The following is a 14,313-nucleotide window of genomic DNA, read 5'->3' on the forward strand; positions in this document are numbered from 1 at the left end:
TCAATCAGATCATATAGCGGAAAATAATGATCATGCTTAGATAAAAACACAGCTCGCTCACCTGCTGAATGGCGCCGAGGCAATCGCCCGTATAACCACCGATCCATTTTTTAAAATACCTGGCCAAACTGAACGCGGCATACACAACAGGTACAATTGCCAGCAGAAAATGCCAGCTCATAAACGCAAATGGTATCAATGTTGTGATGGCAGGTATCACTAGGTCAGGTACCGTTGGTTTGCGGGTGGCCACCGGCTTCGATTTACTGCCATCGGGATCGGTTACATAATCATAAAAACGCATAACCAGTACGGGCATGAACCGGCTTAAGGAGTGGGCGGCGACCAGGGTCAATAAAAAATACCGGTAATTGTAGAAGATATTCAGGGAAGGCGCCTGCAGATCGGGGGTGAACTTAGGCAGCTCTTTTAATAAGAGGAATTTGCAAAAAAGCACGGCCATCATACCAATGACACCATAGGAACCCAGCCGGCTGTCTTTCATGATCAGCAGGATCTTTTCTTTGGTCCAGCCCCCGCCAAATGCATCACATACATCTGCAAATCCATCTTCATGAAATGCTCCGGTTGTTAATATACCGGCAATGATAGAAGCTGCAATCGCAATATCTTCACTGATATATTTATTAAATACAAGAAATGTAAACCCGCTGATAGCGGCTACCATCCAGCCGACCAGGGGGAAATATTTTACCGATCGTTCCAGGTATTCAGCTGAATGATCGGTAAAGCGCGGTACAGGCAACCGCGTCAAAAACATCATGGCCGTAAAAAATATCCGCAACTCTTTTTTCATGATTGCTTTTTAATGCTGAAGCGTTCTGCGCTTCGCGTTCGTTCAGCGCTACGCAAATGGTATCTGTCCGCCTTTTGGGCAATTCCCGTTGAGCGTTCGTTCAGCGCTATGCGTATTGCGCCTCTCCGCCTTTGGATAATTACCCCTTGGCGTTAAGCGTGCCTTTGGCGGATTAAGCGTTCCGAAAATCTTCAGCCGTGCCCACCTTAAGCTTCACTATTGCTCACACCCGCGCTTTCAAAACTCGCCATCTCATTCAGGAAATTTACCGCTGATCGTATCATCGGCATAGCCAATGCGGCACCGGTTCCTTCGCCTAAGCGCATTCCCAGGTTTAACAATGGAGTAACACCCAGGTGCCGGAGGATCCTTTCATGTCCTGCTTCCTGACTGGTATGCGCAAAAATACAATGATCTGTCAGGTTCTTCCAGCCAGGTACCATAACGGGTTGTTTCTCCCATTCAAAAATGGCATTGGCTATCAGCAAAGCAGCTGTGGCAATAAAACCATCAACTACCACGATCATTCGTTGTTGCACGGCTTGCAGGTAGGCGCCGGCCATCATGGCGATCTCAAATCCGCCTATCCGCGCCAGCAACTCCATGGGTTGGTCGCTTAACGCATCTAATGTTTGTTTTTTATACACCTGTTGCAATGTATCGATCTTTTTCTGCAGCTGCGCATCGTTCAGGCCGGCGCCTCTGCCCGTGAATGCCTCTACGGGTAGTTTTGTGATTGCGCTCATGATCAGCGTAGCCGATGAGGTATTACCGATGCCCATTTCGCCAAATCCTATACAATTGCAACCCGCCGCCGCTACCTCTTGCACAATGGTCCTCCCTTTTTCAATGGCCTGCTTTGCTTCTGTCATACGCATGGCCGGCTCCTCCAGGTAATTCCGGGTACCATTGCCGATCTTCGCATGTATAAGATCAACAGCGCTCGGGGAAAAATCAAAGTTTACGCCTGCATCTACAACCTTTAAGGTGAGCTGGTGCTGACGGCAGAATACATTGATCGCGGCGCCGCCATTTACAAAGTTCAATACCATCTGGGCAGTCACTTCCTGCGGATAAGCATTCACCAAACCGGTTTTTGCAATGCCGTGATCTCCTGCAAATACAATGATGTGGGGATCGTTGATCACCGGTTTTGTCGTTTCCTGGATCAGGCCAGCCTGCAGCGCAATTTCTTCCAGCCTGCCCAATGCGCCCAGCGGTTTCGTTTTATAGTCGATGAGATGTTGTAGAGCCTGTTTCAATGTTTGCGCTTGTGTAGCTGACATATGTTAAGTTGTACTCGTGAATGGTCAATTGTTCGGCAACAGGTCACAGAAATAAAATCCATACTCCGAAGCCTGGTTCATGGGGTTGCAGCTGTCCTGGGCGTTTTGGGGCGCCTGGTAAGTGCGATACACGATATCGCCTTTGGTAAAGGGTACCGGGTTTTTAAAGATGGGCCCATCAAATACAAAAGAATGGTATTCTCCGTTTTCACCACATACATCTACATCGGCCGGCAGATCGCGTACAAAAGATTCGTCGATCAGGCGGCCACAAAAACTTTTGTCAAGGAATTTTGTGTTCACACATACGATGATAGCCTTAAAACCAGCATCCAGAAATTCGTGCATCAGTTGGCTAGTAGGAATTTTCCATAAGGGAAACACACATTGTATATCCATGGCTGCCAGCTTTTCCTCCCGGTACCGTTTCAGGTCCTCGAGGAAAATGTCCCCAAATACCGCATGACTGTAGCCCTGGTTCTTCAGGGCCGTCACTTGATGCAGCATGGCCTGTTCATACTCCTGCATACCTGGTTGCTCGGGCAGTTCAATGGTTTGTAAGGGAAGTCCTATAGATGCGGCCTGTGCTTCCAGCAATGAACGCCGTACACCGTGCATGGATATGCGGTCATGCGCTGCATTCACACTGGTTAGCAGGCAATCAACCTGGTAGCGATTATCCTGCTGTATATAATGTAAACACAGCGAAGAATCTTTGCCTCCGCTCCAATTCATATACCCCCTGACCCCCTGAAGGGGAGAAAGAGGGCTTCCTGTGTTGCTGGATGATTTATTATTCATTGTATTATCAATAGATACCGGTTCATGATGACAATTACCCAAAAGCCGTTTATTGCTGCCCTTCATGGGCTCGGGGTATTCTGCCTTTAATTACAAGCGGCAAACCACTCACCATAAAGATCACTTTATCCGCCTTCTGCGCAATATACTGGTTCATCCAGCCTTGCAGATCGGTAAATTTTCTGCCAATCTCCGTGTCGGCATGCATGCCCATACCCAGTTCATTGCTGATGATGATAAAGGTATTGTTGGTCGTGTCGAGCTGATCGATTTCCGCCTTGCATAAGTTCAGGCTGGCCTCCACATCGTACTTGGTATCGGTAAAGAAATTGGTCAGCCATAAAGTAACACAGTCCATCACAACCACTCTGCCCGATAATGACAAACCGCTGATATTTTTTTCTTCTTCAATACTCATCCACCGTTCATCTCTTTCTGCCTGGTGACGTTGTATGCGTTTTTCAAAATTGTCATCCCAGTGCCGCGCCGTGGCCAGGTAAATCGGATTGTTGCTTAACTGCAGCGCCAGCTCCTGTGCATAGCGGCTTTTGCCACTGCGGGCGCCACCGGTAATGAATATTAAACCGGGCGCGCTTTCATCTTGTACCATTCGTAAAATATTTCTCGGTAAATAAAGTGTATCGTTGTTTCAATTCCAGCAGGCAATGGCGGCAAAGGCAGTCTGAATACCGTTCTTCGATAAATGATTTTTCTTCTGCAGTGAATGTAATACCATAACACTGGCAATGCATTACATCACCTACTTTACATTCAAAGGGCGCCTGGCAGCGGGGACAGGTTTTTTGCTCATGTTTACACATAGGCCAGTGTTGATTGATGTAACGGTTTGTATTTATGTTCTAAATGCGCAGGCACATTGAACAGGCCAGGGTGGAACAAGGCTGCCAGCAATTCAATACCATCGGTTAAGGTGCCGGCACTCGGCTGGGTGAACAGGTCGTAGTCTGCAAGAAATACCGCATTGTTCCGCACAGCCGTTAACTGCGCCCATTCTTTCTTTGCGGTAAGCAAATTGATCTCTTCTGCAGTACGGCTGATCGTAAAACCGCAGGGCGCGATCACCAGTACTTCCGGATCATATTTCACGATCTTTTCCCAGGGCGTAACAATGCTGTCGCCACCCGGGTTCGACAACATATCAATTCCACCGGCATAGGCCACCTGGTAAGGGATCCAGTGACCGCAATTGTACACCGGGGCCATCCATTCCATGATCATCACCCGCTTAGGGGCTGCTTTATGGTACCGTAAACCATCGATGATGGCGTCTATTCTTTTTTGTAAAGCGGCAAGATAGGCATAGGCTGCTTCTTCATTGCCCATCGCGGTAGCAATGGTAATGGCTGTATTGAACACATCATGCAGGTTGTTTGGCGTAAGCGCAATGAGCTGGGGCTGCTTTGCCAATTTAGCTACCGCTGCAGCCGTGCAGGCCGTATCGATCTGGCAAACTTCACAAACATCCTGGGTAAAAATAAGATCGGGTGCAATGGCCTGAAGCGCCGCTTCGTCTACATAATACAGGCTCTTGCCCTGGGCCTTGGAAGCAGAGAATATTTTATCGATCTCCATGCTGCTGTAGTGATGTCCTTCAAGCACACAGCGTACCACTTTTTGTTTTTCTGCCAGTGCCTGCTGCGGGCATTCGAAAGTGATACCCTGCAAACGGTGTTGCAAACCCATGTCATAGATCATTTGGGTGGCGGCGGGAAGAAAGGAACTTGCTATCATGGAGGAAATTTGAATGAGTTAATATTTTGATACAAGTTAAAGAGCTCGGGAAACCAGTAAGGGTCACAAATTGCAAGTTACAAGTTGCACGTTCCAGGGTCTTCTGATAAAGCCTTGCAACCTGTAACTTGTAACCTGAAACCTGGAACCCAGGATGACCTGAAGCCATTAGACGGAAGGTTGCAATGAGGTATATCTCTTTTGTAACCACTCAAAGGCCCCGAACAGAACGGCGCTGTAAAAGACCGTACCCGCCAGAAATCGCCATTCATAGGGAATGGCAGAGATCAATCGTTGCGTATACAGCGAAACAGTAAATTTCTCTTCAACGATGCAGGAGCCAAGATCACTTACCAGCCAATGGATGAGGCCGGCAACAATGACTGCCATAACAATTCTGGTAACAGTTATGTCGCGAATGATCAGTTTACCGGCAATGGCCATCAGCGCAAAAGAAGTATAGGTCCATACCCAGCCATTATACAACAAACCATCGCGGTATTGAGCATCGGAAAAAATAGTGAATGTGAGCACTACATCGCTTATGAACAGCGTCAATAATGGGAAAACAATTGGTTTTATATAGCCCTGGAAATACGCCCCGCCAAACAAGGCCATGGCGCCCACAGGCGTTAATACAGTGAGCGGTCCCCAGCCAAGGAAGGATGCCAGGCGCAAAGCGGCCGTTACCACAATGAAAAGCAACAATGCCGCATAACGTGGACTGATTTGTTTTATTGACATGCTATCGTGTTTTAACAGATTAAAGAATGTATATGCTGAAAATCCTTCCGGAAACCCGGAAGGACCTTCTTGTTTATTTTACCAGTTAAAAATGACGCCACTCGTAAACATAAATGGCATGGAATTATATCCGCGGATATCGAAAAACCGTTGATCGGTGATATTGCGGGCATCTGCAAATACTTTTATGTATTTCGGCAGCTTATATTCTGCATAAGCGCCCAATAGGAAATAATCATCCAACACCAGGTCGGGCAGCTGGTATCCGCCCACATCATAACGTTTGCTTACATATTTTCCGTTCGCGCTTATGTACAAGCCATTATTGAACTGGTAACCCGCTGTTATGTTAAAGTTATGTTTGGGCCTTCTAAGCAAATAGCGGTAGGCTGTATCTTTAAATGTTTCCCGGCTCTGGATCTCTTCTTTCGGATCGAAATAGGTATAGTTCAGCGTTATCGTCAATGCCTGTACCGGTTTTAGGCTGGCTTCCAGTTCCAGGCCCTGTACCTGTTGTTTCGCTGCATTGAAATATTTATAGTTGATATAATCGAAGTCGATACCATCCTTGATGTGGCGGTCAAAATACACTACCCTAACAGTGCTGCTGTGCCTGGTATATTGAGCGCCTGCTTCATAGGTGGTCGAACGTTCTGGTTCCAATGTCGACAATCCATAAGATGAATACAACTGGTAAAGGGTAGGCGCTTTGAAAGCGGTGGCAATACTTCCGAATACCCTGAATTGTTTGCTGAAATTATAGGATGGATTAAAGGTATATGTATAATTACTGCCATAGCGCGAATGTACATTCATGCGGCCGCCCAGCTCAACGTTCAGCTTCTCATTAGGCGCATTATAAAATAAAGAAGAATATAACGAAGCCTGGCTATGCGATGTATCATTGAAGTTATCAGGGTATGCGCCATATGCACTGATAGATAGCGTTTGGCTGTTCATACTGCTGAACCGGTAATCGGCTCCCTGCAACCAGGTAAAGCCACTGCCAAGGCTGATATTCGCATAGGCTTCTAAAAAATGCGACCGGCCGTAATAGTCAAACGTAGCAAATGTCGTGAAACCAGGCACATCGCTGCTGTCGTTCAATTGACTCCGGGTAAAATCACTGTAAGCATAATAGCCGGTAATATTCACATTGTTCCTGTGATAATTAAATCCACCACCGGTGATCAGATTTTTGTTTTTCACGGTATAATCCCTGTCATCAACGAAGGCGCCGTCATCTATATCTGTTTTGTTGCGGCTGTACTGAATATATCCTTTGAACAGGAGGTTGGCCGTTGCCTCAAATTGCATGGAAGCACTGGCTACATCGGAATTGAAACCATCCTTATCGAAACCTTTATTATGGGTGCTGTCATACGCTGTTGAAAACCCGTCGGAATGCAGTTTGCTATACTTCGCGCTATACAATATTTTTCCGGCTTTACCATAGAACTGTGCATTGCCCCTGAGCGTGCCGTAATTGCCCGCACTAACCGTTGCCTTTACATTTACCGGCTTGTTAACGTTCTGCTTAACGGTAATAATATTGATAACACCGGCAACGGCGTCGCTGCCATACATGGTAGACTGTGCTCCGCGTGCTATTTCAATACGCTCGACATCATTCAGCGACAGCAGGTTCAGGTCAAATTCATTGCCTGAAAGCGATGGATCATATACGGGTATACCATCCAGCAGGATCAGTGTTCTGCCCGATGCGGCGCCGCGTACATACACGCTTTGGTTGGTGCCAATATTGTTCAGGGAACCATTTACCGAAACGCCCGCCTGTTCATTTAATAACTGGCCTACGGTTCGTCCGCTGCTTTTTTCAAGCTGCTCTTTAGTGATAACGGTAATAACCTTGCCGGTGGTGGATTGCTTTTGCGCCAGTTTGTTGGCCGTGACAATTACTTCTCCCAGTTGTTTTGTGCTGGTGCTGTCCTGTGCGTATGCCTGGTAACCAAGGATCAGGACGGAAAACGTGAGTAACCTTTTTAACATGGTCATAGTTTTGTGTTGATTAACTATGAACCTTCGGAATAATGAAATACGAACAGAAATGAAATGGTCTTATGTAGTAAAGACTGATTTCATCCCGGCTTTTCACCCGAAAGCTCGTTGATGTAAAATGGCAACTGGCAGGTCTTCTGGCTTGTTCTCTGCTGAATGCCTTCCCATTGATTACGCTTGATGCCTCAACAGTGGCGTGGGTATTCAGCAATTGTTAACCGTGAACAGGTAACGGGCAGCAGCTAATGCAGCTATTGACCATTGACCATCACTATTCACGATAATGAACTTACAGCTACGGGGATAGCACCGGATTCGCACCGGTTTCCCTTTTCATCCCGACCTTTATCGTCGGAAACCAATTACGCGGCAAAAATAGGTGCTGTTCCTGTTCTGCCAATAAAATTTTTCAGCAGGGCTGTGGAAAGAAAGTTGAGCTGGTTCTAAACGCGCAAGCAAAACATTGACGGCTTACAGCTTATATTGAAATGAAATGCCGCCAAAATAGTTAATACCTGGGGCGGCATTATAATACCGGCCGCCGGCAGCATTAATATCATTGCCCAGGCTATAGGTCACATCAAAAACGTTGTCAACCCCGGCAAACAGGTCCATTATGATCGTCTTGCCTAAAGGCCTGCGCCAGCCTGTGCGGCCTCCTGCCAGGTTATAGGAAGTGGCCATATCTGTATTCGCATCGTTCAAGGCAATGGGATCCCGGTAAAACCAGGTAAGATTTATATACCAGCCGGGGCTCGTAGTAAGATCTATACCTGCCGCTATGGAATGGGCAGGAACTCCTGGCAGTTTGTTGCCTGAAAAATCGTTCGCCACCACTTTGTAATCCTGGTAACGGAACCGGTGCCAGGTATGGCTGGCCCATAACCGTGCACTATTTACAAAGCGGTTGCTGTTGGGCAATAACTGGTAACTGGCCTGTGATTCAATGCCGCGTTGGCGGGTGCTGCCTGCATTTTCGAAATAATCTGCGCCGCTGGCATCGCGGCGCTGCACTATGGCATTTTGTAACTGGTAATAGAATGCATTTACTTCTACGTATAAACGTTGCTGTAACCAGCTGCTTTTAACACCTGCTTCATAATTCAATCCATGCTCGGCCTGCAGGCCGGTATTAATGATGCTGGTAGAGGGCAGTATTTCAGCCGTTCCGGGCGGCGAAAAACCACGGGATATACTCGCATACATAAGCAGGCCCGGAATGATCTTTTTTGAGATGGCAAGCCGCGGCGCCCATTCGCTATTGAAACTGGCGCTCAGTTTACCGGTCTCCGGGCCGGTTAAGCGGGTAATGGTGATAGAAGATTTATTGATGCTAAGGCCTGCACTTACCGACCAGTCGCCCGGTAAACGCAGATCACCCTGTACAAAACCCGAATAAATATAATTGTCTATATCATCATCGGTTTGCACGGTATCGGGTTGCCCGCCTGCATTACCGAATGTTTTGGTGTTAAAGAAGCCGCGTTGCCCTTCCCCGCCAAAGGAAAGCTGAAGGCTGCTGCTTTGCCACTGCCTGTTGAGCGTAAAAACGGTACGGCCGCCAAAATGGGGTTCGCTTCTTCTTTCATAATTGCGGATGGCCGGGTTTTTTATGTTGGAAAAAGCGCCATAAACTACCGATGTGTTCTGAAAGTTTTCGGTAAACCGGTATTGATGGGTAATACCTGCGAGGAATGTTTTCTGGTAAATAGCGGCCCCGGCGTCCTGGGCACCGGGAAAAGCGCCTGCTGCCGGCCGGGCCGATTTCGGATTCGCGTTAAATTGAGCAGCTGTTAATCCACCTGGTGTTTGGTAGTACAGGTCGCCGTACATTACCGAAGCAGCCAGTTGTTGTTTATCGCTGGCTTTGTACCGGGTTTCCCAGGTAGCTACATCGCGCCGCATCCGGCTTTGATCGCGGTAACCATCGCTGGTTAAACGGGCATAGCCAAATGTATTGTTATGATCACCGTCGCCCAGTGTTACCTGCGCATTGATGTTTTGTAAATTATAGCTGCCGGTTGTATAATGCAGGTTTATGCCTGCCGCTTTGTTGTCGGCCTGGCTGTTGATCAGCACCGCACCGCCGGTACCTGCTCCATACAAACTGCTGGCCGGTCCCTTGAGCACTTCTATGGAATTTACATTGAAATAGCTGAGCTGATTGAGGTAAGTATTGCCGCCCGGATCTGTGAACGGGATACCGTTCCAGTATACTTTTACATTTCGAACCCCGAAAGGCGAGCGCAGTGTACTGCCGCGTATGTTTAACCGGTAGCTGCCGGGTGATCTTTCTTCCATATGCACGCCGGGCGTGGCATTCAGGGCAGGTAAAAAACTGGTATTGTTGTATCGCTCCAGCTGCGCTGCATTAATTACATTAACGGCGGCTGATACTTCTTTCAACTGGCGGTGTTGTTCATAGGCTTTCACTACCACCTCCTGCAAGGTACGCGTGGTATCCTGTGAATGATGCTGCTGTGCCTGCAGTGATACACTGGCTAGAGCTGTTAAAAAGATAAGGACCCAGTTTTTCATTTGCTATGCGTGAATTAACCCTAAAGGTAAATGCAAATATTAATTAACTTTCATTAATGAAGTCGTCCCGCTTAAATTTATTCGATCTCACAATGATCGTCGTCAGCCTGGTAATAGGCATGGGCATTTTTCGTACCCCGGTAAATGTAGCCCGGCAGGCGGGCTCGGCAGATATGTTTTTCATTGCCTGGATCATGGGCGGACTGGTGGCCTTATGCGGGGCATTGACCTATGCCGAAATTGGTTCAAGGTATCCGGTTACCGGCGGCTATTACAAGATCTTTTCCTATTGCTACCATCCTTCTGTAGCCTTTGCCATCAATTGTATTATCCTGGTGTCAAATGCCGCTTCCCTGGCCGGGGTGGCGCTGATAGGGTCAGAATACCTGGCGAATGTATTATTCAAAGACCATTCCAGCATCGATTCCCTCAAGCTCCTTATTTCTACGATAGCGGTGATCCTTTTTTATGGCGTGAACCTGATGGGCCTTAAAATGAGTGCCCAAACCCAGAATGTGCTCACGGTGATCAAGATCGGGGTGGTGGTATTTTTGATCAGTGCCTTGTTCACCGGCGACTATGCCGCTGCGGTTACCCCAGCCAGTTCGGAAACGCCCGGTCTCATGAGCACATTAAAAGCTTTTGGCGCCTGCCTGGTAGCAGTGAGTTTTACATATGGCGGCTACCAACAAACGATAAATTTCGGCGGGGAGGTTCAAAATCCGTCAAAAATTTTACCAAAAGGGATAATTTTTGGCATTGCTATAATAATGTTGCTGTATATTACAATTAATTACACCTATTATAAGGTGATAGGTTTTGGGAATTTAAAAGAAGCAGAATCCATTGCTGCTATTCTTGCCGGTAAATTGTTTGGAGAGAGGGGATTCACCATTCTATCGGTATTGTTGTTCCTGTCTGTGCTTGCCTATGTAAATGTATTGTTGATGAGTAATCCGCGTGTTATGTATGCAATGAGTGATGAGGGCGTATTGCCGGCAATATTTAAAAAAGTAAGCACCAAAAGAAACGTAATAGTTGTTTCGCTCAGTGCCTTTACGACCTTGTGCCTGATCACCCTTTTTTATGGCAAAACCTTTGATGAGATCCTCGATCACACCATATTTTTGGATTCCATAGGCATGGCCACTTCCGCTGGCACTATTTTTATTTTACGTAAAAGAGCTGTGGGAGACGATATAAAAAATAGTTACCGAATGAAGTTGTATCCATTGCTGCCGTTGATCTTTATTGCATCGTACCTCTTTGTGGGCACCAGTATTGCGATCAATACGCCAAAGGCGGCGTGGGTAAGCGCTTTGGTCTTCGCCGTTTTCTTTATACTGTATTTTGTGTTACGTTTATTCAAGAAATCTCCTCAACCAAACTAAGTTACATGAACGACCTTTCGTACATTTTAAATGAATTAGGTGAAGATCGGGAGCAATATTTCCGTGCTATCTCTCCGCCCATAATGCAAACCAGCAATTTCGCATTTAAAAAGGTGGACGATCTGCGTAAGGTGTTTGAGGACGAGTTCAGTACATACCTGTATAGCCGCGGCTTAAACCCAACCGTTGATATCCTGCGCCAGAAGCTGGCTGCTTTGGATGAGGCCGAGGACTGCCTCGTCTTTAACAGCGGCGCTTCGGCCATCTTCGCTTCTGTTTTTTCGAATGTGCAAGCAGGTGACCATATCGTTTCAGTGCGCAATCCCTATACCTGGGCGCAAAGAATGTTCGATAATATCCTGCCCCGCTTTGGCATTACCACTACTTATGTCGACGGCACCCACATAGAAAATTTTGAAAGGGCCATTCTTCCCAATACCAGGATCATTTACCTGGAATCGCCCAACAGCTGGGATTTTGCTTTGCAGGACCTGCGGGCTGTTGCCGAACTGGCCAGGGCAGAAAATATTATAACTATTTGTGATAACAGCTACTGCACACCCCTGTACCAAAAGCCGGTGGCCATGGGTATTGATATGGTCTTGCAATCGGCCACAAAATATATAGGCGGCCATAGCGATGTGGTGGCCGGCGTATTAACAGGCACCCGCCAGATGATGAAAAAGATCTTCGACAATGAGCTGCTGAACATGGGTAATGGCATTACGCCCTTCAATGCATGGCTGCTCATTCGCGGCCTGCGTACGCTGCCCATTCGCCTTGAACGCATTTCCAGCACCACTGCCAAAGTGGTAGAATACCTGAAAAAACACCCCCAGGTAGAAGAAGTGATCTTTCCCTTCGATCCCTCGTTTCCGCAATATGAACTGGCCCGCGAACAAATGAGCGGGGCCTGTGGCCTGTTCACCCTTGTAATGAAGGCAGAAAAAATGCAACAGATTGTAACCTTCTGCGAATCCCTGCGACATATTCTAATGGCTGTAAGCTGGGGTGGTCATGAAAGCCTGGCCATTCCCCGCTGCGCTTCCATAAAACCAGAGCATTTCGATGCCGGTAACCGGGCGCACAAGATGATCCGGTTCTATGTAGGTCTGGAAGACCCCGATTACCTGATCGCCGATTATGAGCAGGCTTTTGCAAAAAGCCGGTAGTTTAGCCCGGCTTTAGCATACCTGGTTCCAGGCCCGGGAGTAACGTGAATAATTGGTGTTGGCGCCACCTCATCAATGAGCCGGTGTTGCGGTAAAACCGTATGTTGAAGAACAGTTCCTCAGCATCCGGAATGCTGTGTTTACAGGTTTCTATACATGCGTTTATTCATTTTTTTAACTGACCGTTTATCAAAAACAAGCTGGTTCGCCTGTCATTACAATTACTTTTGGAAAATGAAACTCCTATTATTTATTCCTCTTTTTATATGCTGCCTTTCATCGGGCGCATGGGCGCAGGATAACTGGGATTTGCGGCGTTGTGTAGAATATGCCCTGGCCAACAATATTGCTGTGCAGCAATCAACGGTTCAGGCCGGGGTGGCTGAAATAAGTGAAAAACAAACCAGGTGGTCGCAATACCCCAGCGCCGATTTCAGCACCAATACCGGCCTGCAATGGGGCCGCTCCATTGACCCTACCACCAACCAGTTTACCAGTAACCAGTTATTATACCAGGGATATAATTTTAGTGCAGGCGTCACTGTTTTTAACTGGCATCGTATTAAGAATAATATTATTTCGGCCAGCCTGAATACCGATGCTGCTAAAATGGATGTGGAGCGCATTAAAAATGAAGTGTCGCTGAATGTGGCCACTTATTACTTACAGGTGTTACTGGCAAGGCAACAAATAAAAATTGCCAGTGTGCAAATGCAGCAGACAAAAGACCAGCTGGAAGTGGCGCGCAAAAGAGTGGCTGCCGGTGCTGCGCCCGAGCTGGATGCGCTTACCCTTGAAGGACAGTACGCCACCGACAGCGCCAACTATATCTCTGCCCGCGCCACTGCCGATCAGAACCTGCTGCAATTGAAACAGGTATTGAATATAGATGCCGGTAAACTCTTTGATATCACTACACCTCCGGTAGAAGAAATTCCGGTGGAGCCTATTTTGCAATTACAACCCGAAACGGTTTTCCAGATCGCCCTGCAAAATCAGCCGGCGCAAAAAGTAAATCAATTGCGTTTGCGCTCGCTGGAAGCTGCCTTGCGCGCCAGCCGGGCGGCCATGTACCCAACTATTTCGGTGGGCGGTACACTGGGTACTAACTTCTCCAGCGCCGACAAAAAAGTAACCGGTTTTACGTTAAACGGCTACTCACCGAATGGCGATGTGGTGCGTTTATCTGGTGCAGAATACCCGGTATTTACACCGAATGTGCAGGTAGCCCAGGGTAAAAAATCCTTTGGTGAACGCTGGGATGGCTGGGGTACACAAATAAACAATAACTTCCGCCAAAGCCTGGGCCTGAGTATAACGGTGCCCATTATCAGTGGCGGTACTGCCCGCTTTAATTACCAGCGATCAAAACTGGATATTAAAAATGCCGAACTTACCAAAGCGCTGGCCGATCAAACCCTGAAGAACGATATTTATAAAGCTTATTACAGCGCATCGGCTGCCCTTGAAAAATTCAATGCAACCAAACTAACCCTCGACGTTACACAACGATCCTTTGACATTGCTAAAAAAAGGAACGAGCTGGGTTTACTCAGTACATTCGATCTCATTATCAGTCAGGCCAATTTAACCCGTGCTAAATTTGATATGGCTTCCGCCCAGTTTGATTATGTTTTTAAAATGAAGGTGCTGGAGTTTTATAAAGGGCAGGGCATCAAATTATAAATTGCCGGCAGGGTAAGGTGTGCCACACTTATCGCTGGCTTTGTTAAACGAAAGGTGGCACACTTTATAATAGTTCATGAGATTCTAAACCGCGACAACCAATCATT

12 protein-coding genes and 1 riboswitch are annotated in these 14,313 nt (G+C 47.2%); of the genes, 3 read left to right on the forward strand and 9 right to left on the reverse strand.

The genetic code is table 11. The annotated features are described in order from the left end of the window. Positions 1-4 precede the first annotated feature (4 nt). The 9 genes from JT717_RS02610 to JT717_RS02650 form a co-directional block, all read right to left on the reverse strand. A complete protein-coding gene (locus tag JT717_RS02610) occupies positions 5-817 on the reverse strand; it encodes an adenosylcobinamide-GDP ribazoletransferase (protein WP_205508623.1) in 813 nt (270 codons plus the stop codon). A 206-nt stretch (positions 818-1,023) separates the two neighbouring features. After that, the gene (gene cobT / locus JT717_RS02615) at positions 1,024-2,103 is read right to left on the reverse strand and encodes a nicotinate-nucleotide--dimethylbenzimidazole phosphoribosyltransferase (protein WP_205508624.1); all 1,080 of its coding nucleotides are present in this window, start codon (positions 2,101-2,103) and stop codon (positions 1,024-1,026) included. 24 nt (positions 2,104-2,127) lie between these two features. Continuing rightward, positions 2,128-2,970 carry a Dph6-related ATP pyrophosphatase gene (locus JT717_RS02620; RefSeq protein ID WP_240347783.1) on the reverse strand — a complete coding sequence of 281 codons (843 nt, stop codon included), beginning with the start codon at positions 2,968-2,970 and terminating at the stop codon, positions 2,128-2,130. Then, positions 2,954-3,514, reverse strand: a complete 561-nt coding sequence (locus JT717_RS02625; protein ID WP_205508625.1) for a bifunctional adenosylcobinamide kinase/adenosylcobinamide-phosphate guanylyltransferase — start codon at positions 3,512-3,514, stop codon at positions 2,954-2,956. Before JT717_RS02625 ends, JT717_RS02620 begins: the two co-directional genes overlap by 17 nt. After that, complete coding sequence (locus JT717_RS02630; protein WP_205508626.1) at positions 3,501-3,725, reverse strand: cysteine-rich CWC family protein; 225 nt, start codon at positions 3,723-3,725, stop codon at positions 3,501-3,503. Before JT717_RS02630 ends, JT717_RS02625 begins: the two co-directional genes overlap by 14 nt. After that, a complete protein-coding gene (locus JT717_RS02635) occupies positions 3,718-4,656 on the reverse strand; it encodes an ABC transporter substrate-binding protein (RefSeq protein ID WP_205508627.1) in 939 nt (312 codons plus the stop codon). The genes JT717_RS02630 and JT717_RS02635 overlap by 8 nt, the downstream gene beginning before the upstream one ends. A gap of 168 nt (positions 4,657-4,824) precedes the next feature. Next, positions 4,825-5,400: a DUF6580 family putative transport protein gene (locus JT717_RS02640; protein WP_205508628.1), complete on the reverse strand. Its 576-nt coding sequence runs from the start codon at positions 5,398-5,400 to the stop codon at positions 4,825-4,827. Positions 5,401-5,478: 78 nt separating this feature from the next. Continuing rightward, a complete protein-coding gene (locus JT717_RS02645; RefSeq protein WP_205508629.1) occupies positions 5,479-7,410 on the reverse strand; it encodes a TonB-dependent receptor plug domain-containing protein in 1,932 nt (643 codons plus the stop codon). 119 nt (positions 7,411-7,529) lie between these two features. Next, a riboswitch (cobalamin riboswitch) is annotated at positions 7,530-7,797 on the reverse strand. 93 nt (positions 7,798-7,890) lie between these two features. Further along, positions 7,891-9,957, reverse strand: a complete 2,067-nt coding sequence (locus JT717_RS02650; RefSeq protein WP_205508630.1) for a TonB-dependent receptor family protein — start codon at positions 9,955-9,957, stop codon at positions 7,891-7,893. A gap of 56 nt (positions 9,958-10,013) precedes the next feature. Between JT717_RS02650 and JT717_RS02655 the strand changes: the two genes are divergently transcribed. The 3 genes from JT717_RS02655 (at position 10,014) to JT717_RS02665 (ending at position 14,206) form a co-directional block, all read left to right on the forward strand. Continuing rightward, the gene (locus tag JT717_RS02655; protein WP_205508631.1) at positions 10,014-11,348 is read left to right on the forward strand and encodes an APC family permease; all 1,335 of its coding nucleotides are present in this window, start codon (positions 10,014-10,016) and stop codon (positions 11,346-11,348) included. A 5-nt stretch (positions 11,349-11,353) separates the two neighbouring features. Continuing rightward, positions 11,354-12,520 (forward strand): trans-sulfuration enzyme family protein, encoded by a 1,167-nt coding sequence (locus JT717_RS02660; RefSeq protein WP_205508632.1) that lies wholly within the window; start codon positions 11,354-11,356, stop codon positions 12,518-12,520. A 234-nt stretch (positions 12,521-12,754) separates the two neighbouring features. Next, a complete protein-coding gene (locus tag JT717_RS02665) occupies positions 12,755-14,206 on the forward strand; it encodes a TolC family protein (RefSeq protein ID WP_205508633.1) in 1,452 nt (483 codons plus the stop codon). Positions 14,207-14,313 lie beyond the last annotated feature (107 nt).

Origin of the sequence: Longitalea arenae (assembly GCF_016924755.1) — a bacterium.
GTDB lineage: Bacteria > Bacteroidota > Bacteroidia > Chitinophagales > Chitinophagaceae > Niastella > Niastella arenae.

Excerpts from the sequence above, each read along its gene's own strand:
- JT717_RS02610 (WP_205508623.1), bottom strand. The coding sequence starts at position 817 with ATGAAAAAAGAGTTGCGGATATTTTTTACGGCCATGATGTTTTTGACG.
- cobT (WP_205508624.1), bottom strand. The coding sequence starts at position 2,103 with ATGTCAGCTACACAAGCGCAAACATTGAAACAGGCTCTACAACATCTC.
- JT717_RS02620 (WP_240347783.1), bottom strand. The coding sequence starts at position 2,970 with ATGAAGGGCAGCAATAAACGGCTTTTGGGTAATTGTCATCATGAACCG.
- JT717_RS02625 (WP_205508625.1), bottom strand. The coding sequence starts at position 3,514 with ATGGTACAAGATGAAAGCGCGCCCGGTTTAATATTCATTACCGGTGGC.
- JT717_RS02630 (WP_205508626.1), bottom strand. The coding sequence starts at position 3,725 with ATGTGTAAACATGAGCAAAAAACCTGTCCCCGCTGCCAGGCGCCCTTT.
- JT717_RS02635 (WP_205508627.1), bottom strand. The coding sequence starts at position 4,656 with ATGATAGCAAGTTCCTTTCTTCCCGCCGCCACCCAAATGATCTATGAC.
- JT717_RS02640 (WP_205508628.1), bottom strand. The coding sequence starts at position 5,400 with ATGTCAATAAAACAAATCAGTCCACGTTATGCGGCATTGTTGCTTTTC.
- JT717_RS02645 (WP_205508629.1), bottom strand. The coding sequence starts at position 7,410 with ATGTTAAAAAGGTTACTCACGTTTTCCGTCCTGATCCTTGGTTACCAG.
- JT717_RS02650 (WP_205508630.1), bottom strand. The coding sequence starts at position 9,957 with ATGAAAAACTGGGTCCTTATCTTTTTAACAGCTCTAGCCAGTGTATCA.
- JT717_RS02655 (WP_205508631.1), top strand. The coding sequence starts at position 10,014 with ATGAAGTCGTCCCGCTTAAATTTATTCGATCTCACAATGATCGTCGTC.
- JT717_RS02660 (WP_205508632.1), top strand. The coding sequence starts at position 11,354 with ATGAACGACCTTTCGTACATTTTAAATGAATTAGGTGAAGATCGGGAG.
- JT717_RS02665 (WP_205508633.1), top strand. The coding sequence starts at position 12,755 with ATGAAACTCCTATTATTTATTCCTCTTTTTATATGCTGCCTTTCATCG.